The organism is Orenia metallireducens, assembly GCF_003001995.1.
GTDB lineage: Bacteria > Bacillota > Halanaerobiia > Halobacteroidales > Halobacteroidaceae > Orenia > Orenia metallireducens_B.
In genome coordinates this window covers 101,467-126,496 of sequence record NZ_PVNB01000003.1, presented here as the reverse complement: position 1 = coordinate 126,496, position 25,030 = coordinate 101,467, and the positions used below count along the sequence as shown (strand labels likewise).

Genomic DNA, 25,030 nt, shown 5'->3' with positions numbered 1-25,030 from the left:
TGGAGGTGCTCAAATGAGCTTTGGTGAAGTATTGACAGCAATGGTGACTCCTTTTAATGAGGATTTAACGATAAATTATGAAAAAGCAATAGACTTGGCAAACTACTTAGTAGATAATGGTTCTGATGGGTTGGTAGTTTTGGGTACTACTGGTGAAGTTCCTACTTTAAGTGGTGAAGAGAAGATTAAGTTATTAGAAGTGATAGTGGAGTCAGTAGGTAATAAAGCACAGATAATCGCTGGAACAGGGTCATATTCTACTCAAGCAAGTATTGACTTTACTAAAAAGGCTGAAGAGATTGGAGTAGATGGTGTTATGTTAGTAACTCCATACTATAATAAACCACCACAAGAGGGATTATATAAGCACTTTAAGATGGTTGCTGGAGAAACTGACCTACCAGTTATGCTCTATAATGTCCCTGGAAGGACCAGTAGAAATATTGAACCTGAAACTATTGCTAAATTAGCAGAGATTGATAATATCGTTGCTGTTAAGGAAGCAAGTGGTAACCTTGACCAAGCAATTAAGATTAGGAGTCTAACTGATGATAGCTTCAAAATCTATAGTGGTGATGATAGTTTGACCTTACCTATTCTCTCTATCGGAGGAGAGGGTGTGGTAAGTGTAGCATCTCATTTAGTTGGTAATGAGCTTAAAGCGATGATTGCTGATTTTAAAGCTGGTAAGATCAAAGAAGCAGCACAGCAGAATGCCAGGTTAAATAAATTATTCAGTACTATGTTTATCAGTACAAATCCTATTCCTGTCAAAGTGGCTTTAAATTTAGTAGGTAAAGAGGTTGGGGGCTTAAGACCACCATTAGTAGGTCTTAATGATGATTTAGAAAAGAGACTAAAAAGTGTTTTAGCGGAGTACAATTTACTAGATTAATAGAATATATAAATTAAAGAAAAGAGAAATGGTTGAAATCAACCATTTCTCTTTTTTTATTGAAAAACCCAAACTTTACTTGTATTTGTAAGTGAAATAATTTATAATAAAAAGTAGAGTAATTAGAACGGGATTTATATTTTCTTTTTTATTTGGTTAGGAAAAAGAAGAAAGCGGACTAGCATTAACTGTATTTTACTTTATAATTTTATCATCGGGTTGCTTTATAGGTAATTTAATTCTGATTATTAATTTCAGGGGATTTCATAATTTAAAGAAGGAATAACGAGATGATTATTTAAAGTTTTTTAATTTTTATTGAGCACTGATCACTTGTTATTCATGATTATATGGAATTGACTGATTAAAATTTAATTAATAAATAAATATTCATATGTAATCTATATTTTCTTATTTATAAGATGCGAAGACGGGATAAGTGAATATAAGAGAAAAAGAAAATGAATGAAAGTTAATATTGCGGAGGTGTTTGTTAAAGGAATGTCAAACAATAGAATAGGAGAAGTTACAGTAATTCCTTTAGGGGGACTAGGGGAAATCGGTAAAAATATGATGGTGGTTGAAGCCAATGGTGAGATTTTGATAGTAGATGCTGGTGTAAAGTTTCCTGAGGATGAACTTTATGGAGTCGATTTGGTAATCCCAGATATCTCTTATCTGATTAGAAATAAGGATAGAGTTAAGGGGATAGTACTGACTCATGGTCATGAAGATCATATAGGGGCTTTACCGTATGTATTAAAGGAGTTAAATGTTCCAGTTTATGGAACTAAACTGACCTTAGGATTGTTAAGTGGAAAGTTAAAATCCCACAACATGTTAGGAAATACTTATTTAAGGCATGTATATCCTGGTCATTCGGTACAAGTTGCTTCATTTAAGGTTGAATTTATTAGGGTAAACCATAGTATTGCTGATTCTTGTGCATTGGCTATCCATACTCCTGCTGGACCTTTGGTCTATGCAAGTGACTTTAAATTTGACCAGACCCCAATTGATGGAAAGATGGCTGATATTCATAAGTTGGCTGACTTAGGCAGTAAAGGGGTATTGGCACTATTTTCTGATAGTACCAATGTAGAGCGTGAAGGCTTTACTATGTCTGAGAAGGAAGTCGGTAAGACGATCGATGAGAGCTTTAGTGAAGCTGAGAAGAAGCTATTTATCGCTAGTTTTGCTTCAAATATCCATCGTATTCAGCAGGTTTTTGATTCAGCTGTAAAATATGGACGTAAGGTTGCCTTAAGTGGGCGTAGTATGGTTAATAATGTTCACATAGCCTTGGACTTAGGTTATTTGCAGGTTCCTGAAGGGCTAATAATAGATTTAAAAGATGTTAGTAGTCTTCCTGAGGATAAGGTAGTACTATTGATGACTGGAAGTCAAGGGGAACGTATGGCTGCTTTGACTAGAATGGCAAGAGGAGACCATCACCAGATTAGTGTAGAGGATGGCGACACTATCGTTGTCTCTGCTACAGCTATTCCTGGTAATGCCAGAGCTGTTGGTAGAACGATTAATCAATTATTTAAACGTGGAGCCAATGTTATCTATGAGGCTCTATCAGGGGTTCATGTCTCTGGTCATGCTAGTCAAGAAGAGCTGAAGTTGATGTTAAATCTAACTAAGCCAAGATACTTCTTCCCAGTTCATGGAGAGTATCGCCACCTACATTTACATGCAAAACTTGCTCAACGTGTAGGAATCCCTAAGGAGAATATCTTTATTCCTGATTTAGGTGACAAGATTACCTTGACTCCTGAAAAAGGCTATCAAAGTGGTAGTGTAGAGTCAGGAAGAGTTCTAATAGATGGTTTAGGAGTTGGTGATGTAGGTAGTGTAGTGCTACGTGATAGAAAGTTACTCTCTGAAAATGGTGTACTAATGGTAGTTGTAACGATCAATAAAAGAGGTAAAATAATGGCTGGTCCTGATATTATTTCCCGTGGTTTTGTTTATATTAGAGAGTCAGGAGATCTAATTAATGAAGCTACCCGCCAAGTAGAATGTGCCTTATCAGAGTGTGAAGAGCACAATATTACTGAATGGTCAGTTTTAAAATCTAAGATTAGAAGTTCTTTAGATGATTTCTTATATAGTAGAACTAGAAGAAGACCGATGATATTACCGATTATTATGGAAGTATAATTTATATAAAAAGAGCTAGCTTTTTAAGCTAGCTCTTTTTATATTTTTGTCCATTAACTAGAAAGTCAATAATCAATATATTATGTAACATTTTCCCATGATATGGAATATATTGATTATATACTGAAAGGAGGGGCAAAGTATGAGTAAAGATCTCCATTGTCAATGTAATGACCCACACTGTCCAAGAAAGTTGTGTAATAAATTTGCAAATATACTTGATAGTTCAATTATTACCTCACAAGCAGATTTATGTGTTGTAACACGTGTACGAGATATTAGTCCTACAATTTTAGGTATTCCAACTAGAAGTCCTCTTGTAATTAATGCATTATTCTCCTTTGAATTAATTGAGGGAGGAGATGAGGCACTTAACTTAGGGGAAACTGTAATTTTGCAAGAAGAGATTAATCCCTTTATAAGTGTCCTTAGAGCTTTAGGACTTCAAGTTACAGCACTGCATAATCATTGGTTATTCGATAACCCAAGATTATTTTATATTCATTTCCACTTATATCAGTTAGGTCTGCTGTAAGGGATTTGATATTATTTAGTTTATTAGTTACTTTTATCTGATTTAACTTATGTTCTATTCTTGAGATATTTCTTTTGGCTTCATCAATATTTTTTTAAGGAGATTGAAGGCTTCTGTAATATTTTTTAACTCTGTTTCTTCTAGTTTTAATTTATCTTCTAGGTCAGCAATTTTTTCAGATGTTTTTAAGGCTGATTCTTCTTCATTTTTATTTAGATATTCTATTGCTTTCTTCTCATATTGACTATTTTACATAATAATGTTTAAAAAAACAATAAATTACCTAAAGATAATATGTAAAAATTAATATCAATTTATTCTTAACTAGAATTAGATTTAATTTTTAAGATTGAATGGGAATAGATATTTTTAAGTTATATTCTAAAGTTTGATATTAGAATATATTAATTCTGATATGTATAGAAATAGACAGCTAAAAATAAATACCATTTTTTAAAGAATGAGAACAAGTATACAAAAAGTAAATTGAATCATACTAACTAATAAGAATTGATAGATAACCAAAAATCTATGTAAGAAGAGGAGTGTGAAAAAGTTTGGGTAAAATAATAACAAATCAAGGAATGCCTCAACCTAAAATTCCTGATGGAATGCCAAAAATAAATCCTAACTTACCACAAAAATCACCTAATAAAGCAGGAAAAGTCAAGAATCAGATGCAAGCCTTGAAGCAATTTGGTCAAAATAATATGCCGCCTAAGGTAAAAAGTGATATCCATACCTTGACTATTGTAGGGCAAATTGAGGGTCATGCTGTCTTATCACCTAAGAATAAGACCACTAAATATGAACATTTGATTCCTCAATTGGTAGCTATTGAACAGGCTAAGGAGATTAAAGGTTTACTAGTAATTTTAAATACTGTAGGTGGAGATATCGAGGCTGGATTAGCTATCTCTGAGATGCTATCAAGTATGTCTAAGCCTGTAGTATCTTTAGTATTAGGTGGAGGGCATAGTATTGGAGTGCCAATTGCAGCTGCCGCCGATTACTCATTTATTGCTGAGACTGCAACGATGATTGTTCATCCAATTCGTCTGACAGGAATGGTGATTGGTGTACCTCAAACCTATGATTATTTAGATAAGATGCAAGAGAGAATCATTAGATTTGTAGCTAGCCATTCTACTATTGGTCAAGAGCGTTTTAAAGAGTTAATGTTTGAGACTGGAGAGCTTGTAAGGGATGTAGGTACCGTTTTAGTAGGTGATCAGGCTGTTAAAGAAGGAATTATCAATGAAGTAGGCGGTTTAGGTCATGCTATGCAGAAACTACGTACGCTAATCAATGAACAATTCCCACAAGAAGAGCAAGAGGATGACTGTGAATGTAGTTCTGAAGAGATAGCTGAAGGTAACTGTGGTTGCTACTCTTCACAAGCAGAATTTCAACCTAGACAGAGCGTTATTGAAGCATTAGAAGGGGATGATGACTAATGCATTATTCGATCTTTGTAGATGGCTTATGGCTTGATGAAGACACTGAAGAGATGGCAGAGACTATGGAGTTAGATTATAATGGAGTCACTATGGAGATTAAGGTTACCGATATTAATGCAGGTGAGATAGTTAGAGTTATCAGTTCAAACCCTAATGATTATCTTAATACTCAATATCAACCAGGGACTAAAATCGAATTCCATCCAACCTTTGGTTAAGATAACAGTATATAATATTATCATCTAGCAACCCTTTAGATTATTTTTATTTCAGAGAAGATTAAGGAGGGCTTAAATCCTCTTAATCTTCTTATTTAACATTAAGCTATAGATATTTAATTACAAAATGGAATTTAATAGATGTAAAGCGGTAGTTTAAGACTAAGTATAAGTCTGAGTGAAAGTATAGTTTACTCAATCTTAACTCTAACCTTGGGCTCAAAATGGCTTAATTTAAGGTCGATTATATGCTTGAAATTATAATATCAAGTTGAAAATAACGGAGCTTAGGGCGAGTTAAGGAATAAAAGGTTAAAAGAAAGAGATAATATAGTGTATGGAGTAGGAGAATTTTTAAATATAGAAGAAGTGGTGGTAAAATGATTTATGGGATAACCTTTCTTTTGATTATAACAGTCTATTTACAGGTGAATAAATTGATTGAGCAGGAAGAGCTAAGAGAACTGAAGTTCTATTTAATTATTATGGCTATAGCAATTCTTTATAGTTATGGAACTTTATTAGAGTGGAATCTGCCTAGACCTGGGAGCATAATCACAAAAATATATCAACCTATTTCAAATTATATCTTTATCAAACAAAAATAACAGCAGTTTGGATGAGTGAAATTATACATAGGAAATTAGATGACTTATAGTTGTTTTAATATTAAAAATCTGCTTTAAGTTTTGAAGGTTTCTAAAATAGATTCAGTTATTTATAAATTTATTATAAAGTTTTGCTATAAAGGTCCCATATTTGATTTTGAAAAAAGGATTATTGTAAATTAATTGTTTAATGACTGGTAGCTTTAAGAAGGACAATAATTTGTCTAAATCTTTATTGGAAAAGCTATTTAGTATTTTTCTAAATTCATTGATTTTTAACATATCCCTAGCAATAGGTGCTACTAATTTATTATAGTCGAGATTATTGACAATAGCTCGAGCAGCTAAAATACCACTTTCAATAGCTTTAATCTGTCCAAAGCCTATTAAGCTATCGGTAAATCCTGCTGTATTTCCTGTAAAATAAAGATTATCTAGTTGATGAGTAGAAAGAAAGCCACATTCAAAGCTAGCATCTCTAGTCTCAATTATTTTATAATTGAGGTCTTCTCTATATAAGAAATTCTCCCAATAATAGTCTATTTCATGGAAGGTGATGTTATTAACTGCAAGGTTTAAGGTTGCTTCTTTTGGGCGAGTAGGGATAAGGTATCCAAATCCATCTTTGGCATAGTCTTTGTTTAGCCACATTAAGACAGATTGAGTATCAAAGTTACCTACAATTGTGGCAGATCTGATCTGTGCAGAGAAGGTATTTGTCCATAAATTTAAATCTTTAGCTATGAGATTACTACCTGTAGCTACTATAATATAATCAAAAGCTTCTTTTATATCATTGATGTCAACAAAGCTATTAAATTCAATGGGAAGAGCAACTTTAGAAAAGAGTTGATTGGCAAGTGATCCTTCTTCTCTCATTCGATTTACAATATAGCCTAAATTACCCTTGATAACTGCTTTGTTTTGCGGACTAGACATAATAAGTTTTTTTAATTGAAAGGTTGGTGATATATTCAAACCATAGTTCTTTTTAAGATAGCAAAAAGGATCTGACATAAAGTGATTAAAGATATGAAGAGTTGCAGAGGTAAATAAGACAGGATTTCCAATATGTGATTTTTTCTCGAAGATAACAGGGGTAATATTATGCCGCTTAAATTCAAAGGCGGCAGCTAGACCAGAAATGCCAGCACCAATAATTGCAACCTTCATCTTAATATCATCCTCCTTTAAAAGGGTTATAGGAATAATATTTGCATATTTGAGGGAAAATATTTATTAATCACACTAAAAATTCAGAGGTGAGATCATGCAAAAGATTTCTCAAGAATATGTTTTAGCTATTTTCTTTACGAAAGCATTGAATAAAGAGAAGCTGCTTATAGAGAAATATAAGGCTTACTACCCAAACTTTAAAGATCAAGAGACAAAAGATATGTTAAAGGAATTTAATAAAAGTGCTCAAAAACATGTAAATATTATGAAAGACAAGATGATTAAGCTAGGTATTAAGTAAAATATGAGGTGATTTCAATGAAAGAAGCAGATATGCTAAAGGACATACTCCAATATAGGATTAATAATCAAATTTTTTATAATAGAAATATTATTGATATTAGAAATCCAGAGGTAAGAGCAGTGCTTACCCAGTTAAGGGATGATGAGATGAGGTCTATTGTAAAGCTACAACAGAAGATAGAGAAGCTTGAAGCACCTTCAGGCATCATTTCAAAGGTCTTTCCTAGTCAGCCTAACTTTTGAGTAGATCCAGGTTAAATATAAAATTACAGATGATATGAGTTTAGATGCTAAGTTTAGTAATTGGGAGGAACTTATATGGAATGGATTATTATCTTTATTGCTAGCTGGATATTATTTCTACTACTTATTGATTGGACAGAGCTAAAGGTGAATATTTGGTCTGGAATAATGGCGGTTGTTTTACAGCTAGCCATAGATGCTCAAGCTATTAGCCATAGTTGGTATAAAATTAATCGTGGAGTCTTATGGATATTTGGTTCCTCGCTCTTCTTTGTTATGGGACCGGTACTAGTCATTGGAGTTCTTCTAGCTCAATATCATCCTATAAAGCGATGGATGCGAATAGTAAATGTATTTGTACTTGCTGCTTTATTTTCTATCTATGAGCTATTAGTTTTAGCAAGAAAGGCTCTTGTCTATACTGATTGGCATCATCCTGAGAGTCTAGTTGTGAATCTTTCTGCTATGATTATTTTGAGTTGGTTTAGCATTGTAGTACTAGATAAAAAAGGAGAGTCCAATTGATGAGTATAATTTTCTATATCTTTTTAGTTATTATAGTTGGTATATTTGTATTAATATGGTTTAAAATATTAGATAAATTTGGGGGATAGAGGATGAGGGTTGCTATTATTGGGGCAGGTAAAGCAGGTCTTGCCTGCGCCCATGAACTGGAAAGATATAATATAAAACCTATAATCTATGAAAGAAGTAGTCATATTGGAGAACAATGGGCTCATGTAATTGCTAATATGGAAATAGTGGATCGCCCTATAAAAGATACTATAGCTTATTTAGATAATAGCTTTGGGATCAAGCTTAAGCCCTTAAATACCCTTAATAATGTAGTTCATATAGCCCCTAATAAGAGAACAACTATAACAGGAAATTTAGGTTATTTTCATAAGTCAGATGCTGATAAGGACTCTGTATTATATCAATTATACTCACAGTTAAAAAGTACTAAAGTATTATTTAATGAAGTAGGAGATTATGAACGCCTTTCTAAGGAGTATGATTATGTTGTCATATGTACAGGAAACCCTAATTACACTAAAGAGCTAGGCTGCTGGCAGGAGTGGATCAATGCTTATGTTAGAGGAGCTACGATAGTAGGGGATTTTGATTCAAATACTTTAATTGCATGGCTGAATACAGACTATTGTAAAAATGGTTATGCTTATCTGACTCCTTTTAGTGAAAAAAAGGCTTCCTTGAATCTCATAACTACAGATGTGAATGAAGAAGAGGTTGACCATTACTGGCAAGTTTTTTTAGCTAGGGCAAATATAAAGTATAAGATTCTTGAGGAGTATAAATTGAAGCACAATTTAGGAGTGGCTTATCCTAGAATTTATAAAAATATCATTTTAGCTGGTAATTCAGCAGGAGGAGCAGATCCTTTTTTGGGCTTTGGAATGTTAAATGCTATAATTATGGGGGTGTCAGCAGCCAGAACAATTGCCAAAGGGTGGGATTATGAAGAACAGATAAAGTCTGTTATCCAGAGAAATTTTGAACTAAAAAAATTTAGAGAGGCTTTCAATAAATTAGATAATAAAGATTATGATAATATTATCTCGATTATAGGGATGCCAGTCATTAAGCAATTACTCTATTATAGTCCTCTTAATATTACTAAAGTAGGATCTATGGCTGTAAGATTAATAGCAAAATTAAAATCTAATCCTTAAGCTAGTATATAGATGTCCAACATTAAAGTGAAATAAAAACAAAATCAAAAGATAGTTAGCCACTAATTACACGAATAGTCACGAATAATAGGTAACTTAATAAATCAAACAAGTTTTTAATTCGTGAAGATTAGTGAGATTCGTGGCAAAAATAATTTTTAAATTCCATTCTAGAGTTGTTTATCTATAGCTACTATAGTTTTTAGCTAATTAAATATAATCAAAATCAAATTAAGTATATGATCTGTTGCTTACTAATCCTTTAGTTTATATAACTTAAAATACTAGATAAATTTGGGGGCTAAAAGATGAAGGTTGCCATTATTGGAGCAGGTAAAGCAGGACTTTCTTGTGCCCATGAATTAGAACAATATGGTATAAAACCTGTAATTTATGAGAAAAACGGTTATATTGGAGAGCTGGGCCCATGTTATTGCAAGTATGGAAATAATGGAAACCGCCCTATAAAAAACCCTATGCTTTATTTAAAAAATAATTTCGGTATTAAGATTAAGCCTTTAAATAAACTTACTAAAGTAGTGCATAAAGCACCACACAAGACAACAACTATTAAAGGTAGTTTAGGTTATCTTTATAAGTCTGACCGAGATGAAGATTCTGTAAAATATCAATTGTATTCACAGTTAAAGAATACCAAAGTAGTATTTAATCAAGTTGGAGATTATGAACTTCTTGCTAAGAAATACGATCATGTTGTTATAAGTACAGGAAACCCTAACTATACTAAACAACTTGGATGCTGGCAAGAGTTGGTTAATTCTTATGTAAGAGGAGCTACTGTTATAGGAGAGTTTGATCCAAGAGCCCTAATAGTATGGTTAGATAAAGAATATTGTAAAAATGGATATGCTTACTTAACGCCCTTTAATGATAAAAAGGCTTCTTTAACACTTATAACTACAGATGTTAATGAGAAGGAGATTGACCACTACTGGGAGATTTTTCTAGATAGGGCGAATATAAATTACAAGATAATCGAGGAGTATAAATTAAAGCATAATTTAGGAATAGCCTATCCTAAGGTTTATAAAAATATGATCTTTGCTGGTGCTTCAGCAGGAGGCTTGGATCCTTTCCTTGGTTTTGGACTGATAAATGCTATAGATATGGGGGTAGCAGCTGCTAGAACCATTATTAAGGGGTGGAGTTATGAGAAGCAGATAAAAGATATTATTAAGAGAAATTTTGAATTAAAGAAATTTAGAGAAGCTTATAATAAGTTGGATAATAAAGATTTGGATAACCTTATCTCTGTAATTGGTTTACCAGGCATCAGACACTTAACTTATTATAGCCCTCTTAACATTACTCAAATAGGGTCTTTGGCTATAAAATTGATGGAGAAGATAAAGTCTATTAATGAGAAGAAATGATATGAACTAATGCTCCCTATTGGGCTGATAAAATAAATGAGATAGTGGGCTCATAATTTTATGGATATCTAATCAGAATAACAGATTAATCTGTTATTCTTTTTTCTAGATATCTATAGAATAAATATACCCATAGATAAGTTAAAACATAGGTTAGTGGTGACCAAGGGAACATTCTCCATCCTGTAAAGACAACTGTTTTGGTTAGTAAACTTAAATATTCAAAGATAAGCATTGCTATAATCCATAGACCTGTGTAAATCAATATTGGCTTTATTTTTTTTGGTAGAAAGAGAGTATAGATAATATTTAATATAGGGTAAACGAAAATGCCTGCTAAAAGTATATACAAAATTGATTGGTTGTTCTTAATATAATAATACAGGTCGAAATACTCTCCTAAAAGTATTTCGTAGAGCAGGGAATAAGCTATAGTAGTTATACCGATAATTATATTGGCTAGTGTAACAGGCTTAAAGCGCATGCAGATGATGAAAATTATCCAGAGTATAATAATAGAGCCATAAAAGAATCCATATTCCATTAATCAATCACCTCATCTTCTCTATTTTTATTTTTGATTGTAGATATTAAAAGTAGTATAGCTGGTATAATAATTGCTATAGTAGAGACGTAAAAGGGATATATATAATGAATAAAGTCAAGAAGTGCTGTTTGATTTTTAGCAACTATTATTGAAAAACAGATAATTAAGATACCTCCTGGGGTGATCAAAGGTTTATATGATTTTAAAGAGAATAGCTGAGCTAGACCTAATATAGCAGCATAATAATAGATAGCGATATTAATAAAGATTCCTGTGAGCCAAATTAGCATAATAATAGCATCAATATGTTCAATATATTGACCAAAGCGGATTACTCGAACATACCCTAGAGCAGGAAAGATCATGTGTTCTGTTAGAGGTCCAAAAATAGCAATAAGCAGTACTCCTACCATTAAAGCATTTCCTAACAGGACTGTTGCTATAGAGATGTTTCTATGTAGTTTTTCTTTCTTTGTTATAAAAGGAATCAGTTGAAGAAGGACAATTGATTTTAAAAGCCAGGTTTGAATTAATAAAGCCCCTCTTAAAGGAGGAACTATACCTTTAAATAATACTGGTAGAAAATAATTAAAATCCATTTTAGGGATATTAAGAACACCTATAAATACTAGAGTTAACATACCTAGAGGTAAAAGCATATTATTTAATCTTGCTATAACCTCTAAGCCACCATAGATACTATAAGCTGCTACTGCTATAATGAGAAGGTTGAAGATAGAGGTCTCAATATTGAAGAATAGACCTAGAATTTCTTGTAACTCTCTTGCGGTTATGGCAGTATTAAAAAAGAAGAAATATATGTACATAAAGCCAACTATCTTACCTAAGGGTTTTCCTAAGATATCACAAGCATATTGGACTATGGTTTTATCAGAGTGCTTAAGTCCTAATATCAAATATAAGTTAATAAATACTAACCCGCTAATAGTTCCTATGATCACAGAAATCCAAGAATCCTGCTGTGCTTGTTGAGCTACAAAGGAAGGAAGTAAGACATCGGCTGTAGCTATAACAAGGGTAATAACAAGTAATGTTATCTGAAAATTTGAGACTCGTCCTTTTTCTAGTAATTGATTAAAAGTCGATGCTTTATTCATAAGACAACCTTTCTGATTCATATTAGTTCAAAAATTATTATTACCTTATTTCTAATAGAGTATTCAAAGAGAATACCAAATTTTTTATCTTAAGTAATTTACTGTCCTTGCTATTTAATCTATGTTATAATATAAGATTGAAATGTATATTAATTTAGAAAGGAGTGATAAAGAAAGGAGAGTAAATATAAATGATAATTATCCTACTTGGAAAGCTGGTGTTGGGTTTAGCTCTGTTTCTGTTAGGGATGGAAGGGGTTAAGGATAGCTTTTATAAAGCTTCAGGACAGAGGTTAGAGTATCTTCTAAAGACTTTAACTAATAATATTATTAGTAGTATCTTAACAGGTATTGTGGTTACTATGATTATCCAAAGTAGTAGTGCTACTACGGTAATTATTATTAGTTTAGTAAATGCTAACCTCATGACCCTTGAGCAAGCCTTTGGAGTGATTATGGGAGCTAATATTGGAACCACTGTTACTGTACAACTAATCTCTTTTAGATTAGAAGAGTACTTGTGGCTTATTATAATTTTAGGAATAATATTTTATTTATTCTATTATTTGAACAAGGATAAGAGGTTAATGTATATAGGTAGAGGACTAATTGGTTTTAGTATTCTATTTATTGGGCTAGAGGTTTTAAGTAATATGATAGTCAATATCCAGGATCTAGATATATTTATCAAAACGATGACTTATTTAGGTGCTAAGCCCTTATTGGGTATTCTAATCGGTATTATTGTAACAGCTATCATCCAAAGTAGTAGTGCCTTGACAGGGATTATTGTAGTTTTGGCTAAAGCGGGGATGGTCGATTTGACTTTGGCGATAGCCTTAGCCTTGGGGAGTAATATTGGTACATGTATTACTGCCTTTATAGCAGCTATAGGAAGTTCTAAGGCAGCTAAGCAGACAGCATGGGCACATATCTTATTTAATATCTTTGGGGTGATTGCAGTCCTACCAATATTATCACTTTTTATAGAATTAATATCTTTGACCAGCAAAGAGTTGACTAGGCAGATTGCCAATGCCCACACAGTGTTTAATCTATTTAATACTCTCATTGTCTTACCATTTAGAGGGGTATTTGTCAAATTTATCAAAACAGTAAGTGATAAATAGTCTAAGGTTAAGTTTTAGTAATTGCCAGATATCAGTTTAGATTTAAACTTAGGCTCAAGCTTAAACTCAAATTTAATAAGGAGGAAGATTAATGAATTTATTTAAAGTTATTATTCTAGGTATAGTACAAGGAATAACAGAATTTCTGCCTATTAGTAGTTCAGGTCATTTAGTTATCTTTCAGCATTTTTTAGATATTCAAGAGGGATTGACCCTTGATGTCTTCTTACATTTTGGGACTCTATTGGCAGTAGCTATCGTCTATTGGGATGATATCAAGGGGATGATTACCTTAAAGCCTGAGTATAGGAAGTTAACCCTTTATGTAATCTTGGGTTCAATTCCTGCTGGGGTAATTGGTATATTATTTGAAGACATTTTTGAGCAGTTATTTGCTACTTTGAGGGTTGTAGGCTTTACGTTGTTAGTAACAGGTACATTGTTATGGCTCTCTGATAGAATTGGTAAACAGACAAGGTATTTAAAGGATTTGAAGATGAGTGATGCTTGGGTTGTAGGTTTTGCACAAGCCTTTGCTATTATTCCAGGGGTCTCGCGCTCAGGCTCGACTATAGTTGCAGGATTATTTAAGGGTCTAGATAGAAAGTTAGCTGCTAAATACTCCTTCTTATTGTCGGTACCAGTGATTGGTGGAGCTACTTTATTACAGTTAAAGGACTTGGCTACTGTAGGTTTAGTTAATGTGACAATAATGCAATTGGTCTTTGGGACAGTATCCTCTGCTATAGCTGGATATTTTTCAATTAAATTATTATTGAAATTGATTAACCAAGAGAAGTTAAGTATCTTTGCCTATTATTGCTGGATTTTAGGAGTTAGTATAATCTTATTTTTCTAATAAGATCAAGGAGGAGATTCCTAAAGAAGAGAGAATTAATTAGCAGAGGTGAAGAGTAATGAAGGATACTTTAAAGGAGATTTTATCTAAAAGAAAATATGAATTTATTGGAATATTCTTAATTGCAATGGCTTTTTTTAATTGGATTAGTTTCTCTTCTAAGGATACAGGATTAATTGGTAATTTATTCAATAGAGGGTTGAGATATATTATTGGAAAGGGGATTTATGGTTTTCCTCTACTTTTAATCCTGTTGGGGATAACTATGATTTATCGCAGTAAGGCTAAGATCAGATTTACTTCTAGGACCATCGGGATTATAATTATCTTATTAGTTGTTCAGACACTGCTCCATATACAAGTAGAACATCCTTTAGAGTTTGAAGCAGCTTTGGAAGGTAAAGGTGGAGGATTAATAGGTGGGGTAATCCTATATATTTTCAGAAAGTGCTTTGCAGAGTATGGTACATATGTTATCTTAGCAGCTTTGACCTTAATTGGGGTATTATTAATCTCAGATATATTCTTAGTTAATATTCTACTTAAGGTTAAAAGCTTATACAAGAGTTTTATTGGATTTTTTGCTAAAAATAAAGATAAGGCTCAAGCTAAAGCCCAAAAGAAGGCTAAGAAGGAAGCTGCAAGGAAGGCAAAAGAGCAACAGAAAGCTAAGAAGAGAGAAGCAGCTAAGAATAAGGACAAGTCTAATAAAGATAAGTTCTCTCTTAAGAAGGTCTTTAGTTTCTTGAAATTTAAGAAGAAGAAAAAGGCTAAAGAAGAAAAAGAGAATAATGGCATTAAAGATAAATCTATTAAAGAGGATATAGTGATTCAACATAAGAGTACTGATAAGGTAATTAATCAGCCAGAAGTCTTTAAGCAGAAGGCTAAAGTTAAAGAAGAGGTCAAAGATAAAGCAGCAGAAGAGCTTAAAGCAGCTACTAAAGAGGTAGCAGCTACTGTTGGTGCTAAAAAAGAGGATAGTAGTAAAGAGCAAGTTGTTATAGATGAGAATAAGCAAGCACGTAAGAGGATTAATAAGAAGCTAGAAAGTAATAATCAACAAGAACAGAATTTAGATTCAGCTGCTTATTCTCTACCACCTCTAGATCTACTAAATGAGGTAGATAATAGTGCTGTTCAATTTAACAATAAAGCAGATATCTTACAGGAAACTTTGGATAGTTTTGGTGTTAGAGCTCAGATCAAGAATGTCAGCTATGGGCCAACTATTACCCGTTATGAACTTCAGCCTGCTCCAGGGGTTAAGGTCAGTAAGATATTAGGTTTGGCTGATGATATTGCTTTATCCTTAGCAGCGCCTGATGTTAGGATAGAAGCTCCTATTCCAGGAAAAGCTGCTATAGGGATTGAGATTCCCAATGAGAGTAAAGCTATGGTATCTATTCGGGAGATGTTAGAGTCTGAAGAGTTTCAAAATGCAGAATCTAAGCTGACAATGGCTTTAGGTAAGGATATCAGTGGGAGAACCTTAGTGGCAGACTTAGGGGATATGCCCCATATGTTAGTTGCTGGTTCCACAGGATCTGGTAAGAGTGTCTTTGTGAACTGTGTTATTAATAGTATTCTCTATAAGTCCACACCTGATGAGGTTAAGTTCATGCTAATAGACCCCAAGATGGTAGAGTTTGCTGCTTATCAACAGATACCACATCTGGTGGCTCCAGTAATCAATGATTCTAAGAAGGCTGCTACAGCCTTACGCTGGGTGGTACAAGAGATGGAGAATCGTTATGAGTTATTTGCAGGTAGTGGGGCTAGAGGGCTTGATAGTTATAATAGAAAGATAAGCTTAGAAGGAAGTGATCCTTTACCTTATGTAGTAGTAATTATTGATGAGTTAGCTGACTTGATGATGGTTGCAGCTAAAGAGGTAGAAGAAGCAATCTGCCGTTTAGCTCAGAAAGCTAGAGCAGCAGGTATTCACTTAATTCTTGCTACTCAAAGGCCTTCAGTGGATGTAATCACTGGTTTGATTAAAGCTAATATCCCAACAAGGGTCTCCTTCTCTTTATCATCACAAGCTGATTCTAGAACTATCTTAGATACAGGTGGAGCTGAGAAATTGTTGGGTAAAGGTGATATGTTGTTCTCTCCAGTAGGTTCTAATCAACCTAAGAGGTTACAAGGTGCTTTTATCTCTGATAAAGAATTGCAACAAGTTGTTAATTTTGTTAGAGAGCAAAAGAGACCAGAGTATGCTGAAAAGATAGCCAAGATCAAGGAAAAGAATGTAGAGATTCAGCTTGATGATGAGAGAGATGAGTTATATGAAAAGGCTGTTGAACTGGTAGTTAAGCATCGAGCTTCCATTTCAATGTTACAAAGAAAGCTAAGAATTGGTTATAATCGAGCAGCTAGAATGATTGATAGAATGGAAAAGGATAATATAGTAGGGGAGTATCAAGGAAGTAAGGCTAGGGAAGTCCTAGTTGAAGAGGAAGATTTAGAAGAGATACTTAATAAGAATTAAATTATAATTTAATTCTTGTTAATGACTATAAATGATTTAAATACATTCTAAGAACCTACATTATTTAAGGAATATTTTCTTTAAGAGTAGGTTCTTATTTTATTATTTTTAAATCATCTAGTTTGATAATATAATTGGATTAAAGAAGGTATAATATATGTTAAGTTCAATATGATAAATTTAAACTTTGAAAAAGGTTTTTTTCTTTTATTGTAAAATTATATAAGTAGTTAGTCTATTAATTTATTTTTATCAAATAAAATTCTAGGATTTAGTAGAACTTTTAATTGAATCTATGTTAAAATGATGTTAGAATAGATGAGGTTGTTAGACGTCTATCCATCTTCTGGTAACTGATGATTTGAGGTTATTCTAGCTTAAGGAGTTGATGAAATGAGCCTAATTAAGAAAGATTCTAGACCTTTATATATGTTAGTTAAAGAGAAAATTGATGAAAAGATTGAAAATGGGGAATATAAACCAGGAGATCGCTTACCTTCAGAAGCTAAGTTATCAGAGAACTTTGGGGTTAGTCGTGCTACCTTAAGAGAGGCATTAAGGGTTTTGGAAAAGGAAGGTAAGGTAAATCGACAACAGGGGATAGGTACTTTTATCACCGAGAAATTGGCTTTGTTTAAAAGTGGGATTGAAGAGCTTAATAGTATTACTCAAACCATTGAGGCTATGGGGCTTAAAGCAGGGACAGTTGATTTGAAGCTGAAGATGAATCAACAGGTTGAAGATTTGATTAAGGAATTTGAGTTGAATAAAAATGATAAGATGGTTATTTTACATAGAACTAGAACAGCAGATGATAAGCCAGTAGCGTACTGTGAAGATTATTTGCCACAAAGTTTACTACCTAATAGTCTAAGTGAGAGTGATATTAATATCTCTTTACTTAGCTTCTTACAAGAGGAGTCCAATATATATATCAGTTATGCAGTGGCTGATATTCTGCCAGTAATAACCGATGAATTCTTAGCCAAAAGGTTGGATTTAAATATTGGAGATCCAGTATTATTATTAAAGCAGATGCATTATGATGATAGGGATAATCCGGTCTTATATTCCAAGAACTATTTTAGAAGTGATAAGTTTGAATTTCATGTTTTAAGAAATAGAGGCTAATGAGCTTAGGTCTAAATTTTAGTTTAAGCCTGATAGTATTGTTTTCAAACTTAATACTTGAATTTGGACTTAACTATAAATTAAAATTTTAGGGAGGGACATTTAATGTCTAAGAGAAATTTAATATTCTTATCATTAATATTAGCACTAACTTTACTCGTTGGATGTGCTGGTGGTGGAGAACAGCCCCCACAAGATACTCCACAAGAGGATGGTCAAAAAGCTGCAAGTGATTTAAAGGTTGGAATTGTACTATCTAGTGGTGGTAAAGGGGATAAGTCTTTTAACGACTCTTCTTTACGTGGGTTAGATAGGGCTAAAGAGGAAGGTCTAATTGCTGAATATAAGTACATTGAGCCTAAGGAGGTAGCTGCTGCTGAGAAAGGGTTAAGATTTTTAGCTCAACAGGGATATGATTTAGTTATTGGTGTAGGATTTATGCAAAAGGATGCTGTAGATACTGTATCTAAAGAGTTTGCTGATACAAAGTTTGCTATCATCGATGATGTTGTCGATAATCCTAATGTAGCATCGTTAACTTTTAAAGAGCATGAAGGTTCATTTTTAGCAGGGGCTTTAGCTGCCTTATTGACTACTCATGAAGAGATTGAAGGAATCAATGCTGAGGAAGTTGTTGGGTTCTTAGGAGGAATGGATTCTCCTTTAATTCATAAGTTTGAATTGGGTTATACTTCTGGAGTAGATTATATTAATGAAACTGAGGGGACTGATGTAAAGGTTAAGATTAACTATACTGGTAGTGATCCTTCAGCATTTAATGATCCTGCAAAAGGAAAAGAGATTGCATTAGCTCAATATAATGCAGGAGCAGATATTATCTATCATGCTTCAGGGGGAACAGGTATAGGACTTTTTGAAGCTGCTGCCCAAACTGGGAACTATGCAATTGGTGTTGATTCTGATCAAGATTGGAATCAGCCAGGTTATATTTTGACCAGTGTTTTAAAGAAGGTAGATAATGCTGTATTTGCAACAGTTAAAGCTGTAAAAGAAGGAAACTTTGAAGCTGGACTAAAAGAATATGGTTTAGAAGAGAAAGGTGTTGCCTTAACTCCTCTAACAGAAGCAGGAGTTACTGTTAAAGCTGCTCAAGAAGCAGGAGATATTACAGCTGAAGATGTAGCTAAGATTGAAGGGTTAAAGGCTAAGATTCCAGCAGAGATTAAAGATAAGATTGAAGATATTAAATCCAAAATTATTGCTGGTGAAATTGAAGTTCCTAATTATTTAGAACAAGCTCAATAATAAAAAATCAGTATAAGGATAATTGCTAGGTGATTTCACCTAGCAATTATTCTAATTATGAGAGGAGGATTTTAATGGATGCAGTCTTAGAGATGAAGAACATAACTAAAGAGTTTCCTGGAGTATTAGCCAATGATAATGTCAATTTAGATCTAAGAAAAGGAGAGATTCATGCTCTAGTTGGAGAGAATGGTGCTGGTAAATCTACTTTGATGAGTGTTTTATTTGGAATCTATCAACCTACTAAGGGTAAGATACTTTATAAAGGAGAAGAGCTAAGGATTGGGGGTCCCAATGATGCTATTGATTTAGGAATTGGCATGGTACATCAGCACTTTATGCTAGTTCATACATTGACTGTTGCTGAAAATATCGTTTTAGGCTCTGAGCCTAGTAATGGTAGGGGGAGGTTGACTTTATCTAAAGCTATCGATAAGATTAAAAGCTTATCAGATGAGTATGGCTTGGATGTAGATCCTAATGCTAAGGTTAAAGATATTCCAGTAGGGATGCAGCAGAGGGTTGAGATTTTAAAGGCATTATATCGAGATGCTGAGATTTTGATTTTGGACGAGCCTACAGCAGTATTGACTCCCCAAGAGGTAAAGGGGTTATATAAGATTATGAATACCTTAACAGAACAGGGTAAATCAATTATCTTTATTACCCACAAGTTAAAAGAGGTCTTAACAGTATCTGATAGAATAACTGTTTTAAGAAAGGGTAAATCTATTGGTACAGTAAATACTGCTGAAACTTCTGAGACTGAGCTGGCTGAGATGATGGTAGGGCGTAAGGTTATTTTAAAGGTAGAGAAAAAGCCTGCTAAATTTGGTGCTACCAAGGTAGAGGTTAAAAATTTGAAAGCAAGTAATGCTAGAGGGATGTTAGCTTTAGATAATGTATCTTTTGAGATTAGAGAAGGCGAGATTCTAGGGGTTGCTGGGGTAGAAGGAAATGGACAGACTGAGTTAGTAGAGGTATTAACTGGATTAAGAGCTGCAAATTCAGGTGTTTTTAAGTTAGAAGGTCAGAATTTATTAAATGAAACAGCCCGCAAGATCAAAGAGGCTAAAATTGCCCATGTGCCAGAAGATAGACATAAGCATGGATTGGTATTAGACTATTCAATCGAAGATAATTTAATCTTAGGTTATCATTATAAACAACCCTTTGCTAAAGGGCTTAACTTAGACTTTAATTCAATGGCAGAGCATGCAGATAGGTTGATTCCAGAGTATGATATTCGTCCAAGGAATAAAGAGATATTAGCTCGTTCTCTATCTGGAGGAAATCAGCAGAAGATAATCATTGCTCGAGAATTTGATATGGGTCCAGAGTTTTTAATTGCTTCCCAACCAACTCGTGGGGTAGATATTGGAGCAATTGAGTTTATTCATAAAAGAATCATAGAGCAGAGAGATCAAGGAAAAGCAGTTTTATTGGTATCAGCTGAGTTATCAGAAATTATGTCCTTAAGTGATAGAATTGCTGTGATGTATGAGGGGAGAATTGTAGATATTTTAGATGCTAAGGAAGCTACAGAGGAGAAACTAGGACTTCTGATGGCAGGATCAACAATAAGAAGTAGTGAAGGGTGAAGAGTGGAGTGGGAAAATTCGTTTGGGTATTTTCTCTTTACGAAGAGTCCAAGGGACTTGTAGGAAGAAATTTTGACAAGGATTATTGTTTTACTGCTCACTCGTCACTAGTTACTCATTACTGAACTTAGAAGGAGGGATTTGTTATGGCAGGAGATATGAATTCCAAAGAATTATTAAAAGAGATATCAATTCCACTATTAGCCATCTTATCATCTTTTATAATAGGTACACTTATAGTAATTGCTTCTGGCTATGACCCGATAGCCACTTATGGAGCTTTACTTCAAGGTGCTTTTGGAGGCTTAAATAGTATAGCAGATACATTATTAGCAGCTACACCACTGATCTTTACAGGATTGACTGTAGCCTTTGCGTATAGGTGTGGACTCTTTAATATTGGTGGAGAAGGACAGTTATTGGTAGGTGGCTTGACTGCTGCTTGGATAGGTACCTTTAAAGGGGTTCCAATGATTATCCATCTTCCCTTAACCTTATTAGCGGCTATGGTGGCAGGGGCTTTGTGGGTAGCTATTCCTGCTATTTTGAAGGCGAAGTTAGGTGTACATGAGGTAATTACAACAATTATGTTCAATTATATCTCTTATAGTTTAGTTGCATATTTTAGCTTGAAGGTATTGGCTAAGCCAGGTAGTATTCAAACTCCTGATATAGAACCAAGTGCTTATTTGTGGAGATTTTCTAATGTTTTAGATATGTATTCATATCTTAATATAGGATTTTTAATTGGATTAATTGTTTTATTTGTAATTTACTATTTATTATGGAAGACTACTATTGGATATGAGATTAGGGCAGTTGGTATCAGTCCTGATGCTGCTGAATACGGTGGGATCAGTGCTGCTCGTAATATTATTTTAGCTATGCTAATCAGTGGTGCTTTAGCAGGATTGGGAGGAGCAGAGAGAGCAATGGGATTATTCCATAATTATCGTAATGGATTCTCTGCTGAATATGGATTTACTGGTATTGCTGTAGCTTTATTAGGTCGGAATCATCCTTTAGGTATATTCTTAGCGGCTTTACTATTTGGGGCCTTGTCTAATGGGCAGGATTATATGAATATGTTAGCAGGGGTTCCTGTAGATTTAGTAACTATCTTACAAGCTGTTATCATCTTATTTGTAGCTGCTGATCTATTATTTAGAAGAGTATTAGCACTTAAACCAGAAGGGAGGAAGGGTGAATAATGGAAATCTTTCAACAGATTTTTAATTTAGAGACCTTCAGCTCTACCTTAAGAATGGCAATTCCTTTGATGGTAGCTGCTATTGGTGGTATGTTCTCTGAAAGGTCAGGTGTAGTTAATATTGCCCTAGAGGGAATGATGTTAGCTGGAGCCTTTATAGCAGTAGTTGTTAGTTATTTTACTGGAAGTGCTTGGTTAGGGCTGTTAGGGGCAGTATTCTTTGGAGGAGTATTTGCTTTAATTCATGCTTTAGTCAGTATCAGATACCATGCTGACCAGGTGGTTAGTGGGGTAGCTTTGAACTTATTGGCTGCTGGTGGAACTGTATTCTTATTGAATATTTTATTCAATACATCAGGAACTTCACCCTCTGTAACTGCTTTACCTTATTGGGGACCCTTTAAGCCTACTGTGTATTTAGGACTATTAATAGTTCTTATCTCCCATTATATCTTATTTTTCACTCCCTTTGGTTTACGGGTAAGGGCTGTAGGGGAGCATCCTCATGCTGCTGATTCGGTGGGGATTGATGTAGAGAAGATCAGATATGTTTGTGTTATCCTAAGTGGGATGTTAGCAGGTTTTGCTGGTGCCCACTTATCTATAGGAGTATTAAGTGTTTTTAGGGAAGGTATGACTGCTGGACGTGGTTTTATTGCTTTAGCAGCTTTGATTTTTGGTAAATGGTATCCTTTTGGAGCTATGGGAGCCAGTTTATTATTCGGGTTTTTCCAAGCCATTGAGATTAGATTACAGGGGATAGAAGCAATCGGTATTCCTGCTGAATTTATACAGATGATTCCTTATATCTTAACGGTAATTGCTTTAGCAGGAGTTATTGGTAGAGCAACTCCTCCAGCAGCTAGTGGAGAGCCTTTTGAAAAGGGTAAAAGATAAGTATATTTTTTTAGAGCCAACTTCTATGTTGGCTCTTTTTTTGAATGAGGATAAAAAAATATTAATATTGATTAGGTTTTCTTTTGAAAATTTCATATAAAATACATAATAAGATGGGTAATTATAAACTTTATTTAAAGTTAATATTATCATTTTACTAATTTAAAGGAATTTAAGGTTAAGATGTCGAAATGTTAAAATGACTGTAAAGGAGGGAGAACTTTAATAATGGTAGAAAATTTAAGAAGGTTTAAAGAAAGAAGAGAAGAGTTAGGTATTAGTTTGAAAGAGGCTGAAGAAGAGACTAGGATCAGAATAGATTATTTAAGGGCTATTGAGGAAGGTGACTTTGATTATATTGAAGCAGAGGTTTATTTAAGAGGCTTCTTGAAGGTCTATTCAGCTTATTTAGGTTTAGATACTAGGCAGGTATTAGAAGACTATAAGAAATTAAAAGAGCCTGAAATAATTGAAGAAGAGGTAATAAAAAAAGAGTCTTTTAAAGATAAAATATTAAGTTCCTTTGATGAACACCAAAATGTTGTCCTGATGAGTTGTTTAATTGGAATTGTTTTACTGATTATTGGGTTGCTTGCTGTTGTGGGATTTAAATTATATGGTCTGATTGATGAGTCTGGTAATATGGCTAATGGTTCTCCTTCTATTGAAACTACTCAGATGAAAGAAGAGATCATGCAAGCAAAAGATGATAAAGAGATAAAAGAGGATGAAGCAGTGGAGGTAAAGGAAGAAAACACAGTAGCAGAGGTTAAGAAGGATACTGTTGAGAATAACGTCCAAGAAACTGCAATGTATAAGGAAGATAATGATAAGTTAGCTAATGAAGAGGTCATAGCTGAAAAGATAACTATTCAAGTTGAAACGATAGATGATAGCTGGTATTCAGTAGAGGTAGATGGTAATGTTCTTTTTAAAGGTCTTGTTGTTGCTAATAAGCAAAAAACATTTTCTGGTGAGAAAATTAGAGTAAAGATTGGGAATGCTGCTGGTATTAGGGTGATTAAAGATGGTAAGATTATGGGACCTTTTGGTTCTAAGGGTGAAGTTATAATTAAGGAGTTCTCTATTGATTAATAGCTGAGTAATTATAATCTTAGTGTAAGATGGTTTAAATTTATTAGATTTTAAGTGGTGTCTTTTGACTATTGACTTTCTTTAAGTAATAATAGGTAATTTTCTAGAATAATATCTCAATAAGGATTAATTATTTCTAAGCTAACTAACTATGGTCTTTAAATTGTCTATAATAAGATATTTTATTAAGTACCTATTATATACTATAGGAAAGGCGGTTATTGTATGGTAGAAAGGGAGAGTACTGCTTGGAATTTATATGATATTATTTTGGTATTGATATTAACCTTTACACTAACATCTTTAATCTTCTTAATTATAGAGTCGGTGATTGGCTATCTGGTGATTGATGAGTTTATATTATCTATTAGAGTTTTAATTTTGAATTTTGTTCAAGCTATATTACTAGGTGGATTAACCTTATCAATTTTAAAGATAAAATATAGATTAGCTCTAAAGGATGTAGGATTTAATTTGAATGATTTGGGGAATGTACTTAAATATGGTATTATAGGTGGAATCCTCATCTGTTTGCTGATCACCCTCTTAAATAATTTTATCTATCTCATAATTGATAACCTTTGGGGGATAGAAGCTCCTGCGCAAGAGGTTATTAAGAATTTATTAGAATCAGAAAGTAGTTTATTATTTTTTTTAAATGGTCTCTTAATTGTAATAGTAGCTCCTATTACTGAGGAGATTTTTTTTAGGGGTTTTATATATCCTTACTGTAAAAGTAAACTGGGAAAATGGAAGGGGATTTTATTAAGTGCTTTATTTTTTGCTTTAGCACATGCAAGTATCTGGCTTTTTTTCCCTACTTTTTTAGGGGGGATAATTTTAGCAAATATTTATGAAAAGACTAAATCTATTTATTCTTGTATGTTAGCTCATGGAGTTTGGAATATGATAATTGTCTCTTTACTTTACCTTATTTGGAAGGGTAATTTTATTCAATAATAAAGAAAAATCCTGGTCATTTACCAG

Annotated in this window: 23 protein-coding genes; 21 read left to right on the top strand and 2 right to left on the bottom strand. The window is 33.5% G+C overall.

Annotation, left to right across the window (positions count from 1 at the left end):
• The first annotated feature begins 13 nt into the window (after positions 1–13).
• The 6 genes from dapA to BX659_RS03180 all read left to right on the top strand — a co-directional run bounded on the left by dapA (position 14) and on the right by BX659_RS03180 (position 5,885).
• The gene (gene dapA / locus BX659_RS03205; RefSeq protein WP_097016385.1) at positions 14–895 is read left to right on the top strand and encodes a 4-hydroxy-tetrahydrodipicolinate synthase; all 882 of its coding nucleotides are present in this window, start codon (positions 14–16) and stop codon (positions 893–895) included.
• Positions 896–1,396: 501 nt separating this feature from the next.
• Positions 1,397–3,064 (top strand): ribonuclease J, encoded by a 1,668-nt coding sequence (locus tag BX659_RS03200; RefSeq protein WP_097016479.1) that lies wholly within the window; start codon positions 1,397–1,399, stop codon positions 3,062–3,064.
• A gap of 142 nt (positions 3,065–3,206) precedes the next feature.
• The gene (locus tag BX659_RS03195) at positions 3,207–3,599 is read left to right on the top strand and encodes a DUF1259 domain-containing protein (protein WP_097016384.1); all 393 of its coding nucleotides are present in this window, start codon (positions 3,207–3,209) and stop codon (positions 3,597–3,599) included.
• Between the two features lie 584 nt (positions 3,600–4,183).
• Positions 4,184–5,056: a ClpP family protease gene (locus BX659_RS03190; RefSeq protein ID WP_097016478.1), complete on the top strand. Its 873-nt coding sequence runs from the start codon at positions 4,184–4,186 to the stop codon at positions 5,054–5,056.
• Entirely contained in the window at positions 5,056–5,277 is a 222-nt protein-coding gene (locus tag BX659_RS03185) for a YlzJ-like family protein (RefSeq protein ID WP_097016383.1), read from the top strand. Before BX659_RS03190 ends, BX659_RS03185 begins: the two co-directional genes overlap by 1 nt.
• 380 nt (positions 5,278–5,657) lie before the next feature.
• Positions 5,658–5,885 (top strand): hypothetical protein, encoded by a 228-nt coding sequence (locus tag BX659_RS03180; protein ID WP_097016382.1) that lies wholly within the window; start codon positions 5,658–5,660, stop codon positions 5,883–5,885.
• A 102-nt stretch (positions 5,886–5,987) separates the two neighbouring features.
• On the opposite strand, the gene BX659_RS03175 is transcribed toward BX659_RS03180, so the two are convergent.
• The gene (locus BX659_RS03175; RefSeq protein ID WP_097016381.1) at positions 5,988–7,058 is read right to left on the bottom strand and encodes an NAD(P)/FAD-dependent oxidoreductase; all 1,071 of its coding nucleotides are present in this window, start codon (positions 7,056–7,058) and stop codon (positions 5,988–5,990) included.
• A gap of 97 nt (positions 7,059–7,155) precedes the next feature.
• Between BX659_RS03175 and BX659_RS03170 the strand changes: the two genes are divergently transcribed.
• The 5 genes from BX659_RS03170 (at position 7,156) to BX659_RS03150 (ending at position 10,695) form a co-directional block, all read left to right on the top strand.
• Positions 7,156–7,362, top strand: coding sequence for a hypothetical protein (locus BX659_RS03170; protein WP_097016380.1), 207 nt, complete (start codon positions 7,156–7,158; stop codon positions 7,360–7,362).
• A gap of 17 nt (positions 7,363–7,379) precedes the next feature.
• Positions 7,380–7,607, top strand: coding sequence for a hypothetical protein (locus BX659_RS03165; RefSeq protein WP_097016379.1), 228 nt, complete (start codon positions 7,380–7,382; stop codon positions 7,605–7,607).
• Between the two features lie 75 nt (positions 7,608–7,682).
• On the top strand, positions 7,683–8,132 hold the full coding sequence (locus BX659_RS03160) for a hypothetical protein (protein ID WP_097016378.1): 450 nt from the start codon (positions 7,683–7,685) through the stop codon (positions 8,130–8,132).
• A gap of 92 nt (positions 8,133–8,224) precedes the next feature.
• Positions 8,225–9,301 (top strand): NAD(P)/FAD-dependent oxidoreductase, encoded by a 1,077-nt coding sequence (locus BX659_RS03155; RefSeq protein ID WP_097016377.1) that lies wholly within the window; start codon positions 8,225–8,227, stop codon positions 9,299–9,301.
• 308 nt (positions 9,302–9,609) lie between these two features.
• Entirely contained in the window at positions 9,610–10,695 is a 1,086-nt protein-coding gene (locus BX659_RS03150) for an NAD(P)/FAD-dependent oxidoreductase (RefSeq protein WP_097016376.1), read from the top strand.
• A 543-nt stretch (positions 10,696–11,238) separates the two neighbouring features.
• Here BX659_RS03150 and BX659_RS03140 read toward each other — a convergent pair.
• Positions 11,239–12,360, bottom strand: coding sequence for a GerAB/ArcD/ProY family transporter (locus BX659_RS03140; RefSeq protein ID WP_172431797.1), 1,122 nt, complete (start codon positions 12,358–12,360; stop codon positions 11,239–11,241).
• 191 nt (positions 12,361–12,551) lie between these two features.
• On the opposite strand from BX659_RS03140, the gene BX659_RS03135 reads away from it, so the two are divergent.
• The 10 genes from BX659_RS03135 (at position 12,552) to BX659_RS03090 (ending at position 25,003) form a co-directional block, all read left to right on the top strand.
• Entirely contained in the window at positions 12,552–13,490 is a 939-nt protein-coding gene (locus tag BX659_RS03135; protein ID WP_097016373.1) for a Na/Pi cotransporter family protein, read from the top strand.
• Positions 13,491–13,581: 91 nt separating this feature from the next.
• Positions 13,582–14,349: an undecaprenyl-diphosphatase UppP gene (uppP, locus tag BX659_RS03130; protein ID WP_097016372.1), complete on the top strand. Its 768-nt coding sequence runs from the start codon at positions 13,582–13,584 to the stop codon at positions 14,347–14,349.
• A 58-nt stretch (positions 14,350–14,407) separates the two neighbouring features.
• On the top strand, positions 14,408–16,843 hold the full coding sequence (locus BX659_RS03125; protein WP_097016371.1) for an FtsK/SpoIIIE family DNA translocase: 2,436 nt from the start codon (positions 14,408–14,410) through the stop codon (positions 16,841–16,843).
• A gap of 393 nt (positions 16,844–17,236) precedes the next feature.
• The gene (locus BX659_RS03120; protein WP_097016370.1) at positions 17,237–17,974 is read left to right on the top strand and encodes a GntR family transcriptional regulator; all 738 of its coding nucleotides are present in this window, start codon (positions 17,237–17,239) and stop codon (positions 17,972–17,974) included.
• Positions 17,975–18,079: 105 nt separating this feature from the next.
• Positions 18,080–19,240 (top strand): BMP family lipoprotein, encoded by a 1,161-nt coding sequence (locus BX659_RS03115; protein ID WP_097016369.1) that lies wholly within the window; start codon positions 18,080–18,082, stop codon positions 19,238–19,240.
• A gap of 74 nt (positions 19,241–19,314) precedes the next feature.
• Positions 19,315–20,841 carry an ABC transporter ATP-binding protein gene (locus BX659_RS03110; protein WP_097016368.1) on the top strand — a complete coding sequence of 509 codons (1,527 nt, stop codon included), beginning with the start codon at positions 19,315–19,317 and terminating at the stop codon, positions 20,839–20,841.
• A 146-nt stretch (positions 20,842–20,987) separates the two neighbouring features.
• Entirely contained in the window at positions 20,988–22,052 is a 1,065-nt protein-coding gene (locus BX659_RS03105; protein WP_097016367.1) for an ABC transporter permease, read from the top strand.
• Complete coding sequence (locus tag BX659_RS03100) at positions 22,052–22,948, top strand: ABC transporter permease (RefSeq protein ID WP_097016366.1); 897 nt, start codon at positions 22,052–22,054, stop codon at positions 22,946–22,948. Before BX659_RS03105 ends, BX659_RS03100 begins: the two co-directional genes overlap by 1 nt.
• A 228-nt stretch (positions 22,949–23,176) precedes the next feature.
• Entirely contained in the window at positions 23,177–24,043 is an 867-nt protein-coding gene (locus tag BX659_RS03095; RefSeq protein WP_097016365.1) for a helix-turn-helix domain-containing protein, read from the top strand.
• A 225-nt stretch (positions 24,044–24,268) separates the two neighbouring features.
• Positions 24,269–25,003, top strand: coding sequence for a CPBP family intramembrane glutamic endopeptidase (locus BX659_RS03090; protein ID WP_097016364.1), 735 nt, complete (start codon positions 24,269–24,271; stop codon positions 25,001–25,003).
• Positions 25,004–25,030: the final 27 nt, after the last annotated feature.

Excerpts from the sequence above, each read along its gene's own strand:
- dapA (WP_097016385.1), top strand. The coding sequence starts at position 14 with ATGAGCTTTGGTGAAGTATTGACAGCAATGGTGACTCCTTTTAATGAG.
- BX659_RS03200 (WP_097016479.1), top strand. The coding sequence starts at position 1,397 with ATGTCAAACAATAGAATAGGAGAAGTTACAGTAATTCCTTTAGGGGGA.
- BX659_RS03195 (WP_097016384.1), top strand. The coding sequence starts at position 3,207 with ATGAGTAAAGATCTCCATTGTCAATGTAATGACCCACACTGTCCAAGA.
- BX659_RS03190 (WP_097016478.1), top strand. The coding sequence starts at position 4,184 with ATGCCTCAACCTAAAATTCCTGATGGAATGCCAAAAATAAATCCTAAC.
- BX659_RS03185 (WP_097016383.1), top strand. The coding sequence starts at position 5,056 with ATGCATTATTCGATCTTTGTAGATGGCTTATGGCTTGATGAAGACACT.
- BX659_RS03180 (WP_097016382.1), top strand. The coding sequence starts at position 5,658 with ATGATTTATGGGATAACCTTTCTTTTGATTATAACAGTCTATTTACAG.
- BX659_RS03175 (WP_097016381.1), bottom strand. The coding sequence starts at position 7,058 with ATGAAGGTTGCAATTATTGGTGCTGGCATTTCTGGTCTAGCTGCCGCC.
- BX659_RS03170 (WP_097016380.1), top strand. The coding sequence starts at position 7,156 with ATGCAAAAGATTTCTCAAGAATATGTTTTAGCTATTTTCTTTACGAAA.
- BX659_RS03165 (WP_097016379.1), top strand. The coding sequence starts at position 7,380 with ATGAAAGAAGCAGATATGCTAAAGGACATACTCCAATATAGGATTAAT.
- BX659_RS03160 (WP_097016378.1), top strand. The coding sequence starts at position 7,683 with ATGGAATGGATTATTATCTTTATTGCTAGCTGGATATTATTTCTACTA.
- BX659_RS03155 (WP_097016377.1), top strand. The coding sequence starts at position 8,225 with ATGAGGGTTGCTATTATTGGGGCAGGTAAAGCAGGTCTTGCCTGCGCC.
- BX659_RS03150 (WP_097016376.1), top strand. The coding sequence starts at position 9,610 with ATGAAGGTTGCCATTATTGGAGCAGGTAAAGCAGGACTTTCTTGTGCC.
- BX659_RS03140 (WP_172431797.1), bottom strand. The coding sequence starts at position 12,360 with ATGAATAAAGCATCGACTTTTAATCAATTACTAGAAAAAGGACGAGTC.
- BX659_RS03135 (WP_097016373.1), top strand. The coding sequence starts at position 12,552 with ATGATAATTATCCTACTTGGAAAGCTGGTGTTGGGTTTAGCTCTGTTT.
- uppP (WP_097016372.1), top strand. The coding sequence starts at position 13,582 with ATGAATTTATTTAAAGTTATTATTCTAGGTATAGTACAAGGAATAACA.
- BX659_RS03125 (WP_097016371.1), top strand. The coding sequence starts at position 14,408 with ATGAAGGATACTTTAAAGGAGATTTTATCTAAAAGAAAATATGAATTT.
- BX659_RS03120 (WP_097016370.1), top strand. The coding sequence starts at position 17,237 with ATGAGCCTAATTAAGAAAGATTCTAGACCTTTATATATGTTAGTTAAA.
- BX659_RS03115 (WP_097016369.1), top strand. The coding sequence starts at position 18,080 with ATGTCTAAGAGAAATTTAATATTCTTATCATTAATATTAGCACTAACT.
- BX659_RS03110 (WP_097016368.1), top strand. The coding sequence starts at position 19,315 with ATGGATGCAGTCTTAGAGATGAAGAACATAACTAAAGAGTTTCCTGGA.
- BX659_RS03105 (WP_097016367.1), top strand. The coding sequence starts at position 20,988 with ATGGCAGGAGATATGAATTCCAAAGAATTATTAAAAGAGATATCAATT.
- BX659_RS03100 (WP_097016366.1), top strand. The coding sequence starts at position 22,052 with ATGGAAATCTTTCAACAGATTTTTAATTTAGAGACCTTCAGCTCTACC.
- BX659_RS03095 (WP_097016365.1), top strand. The coding sequence starts at position 23,177 with ATGGTAGAAAATTTAAGAAGGTTTAAAGAAAGAAGAGAAGAGTTAGGT.
- BX659_RS03090 (WP_097016364.1), top strand. The coding sequence starts at position 24,269 with ATGGTAGAAAGGGAGAGTACTGCTTGGAATTTATATGATATTATTTTG.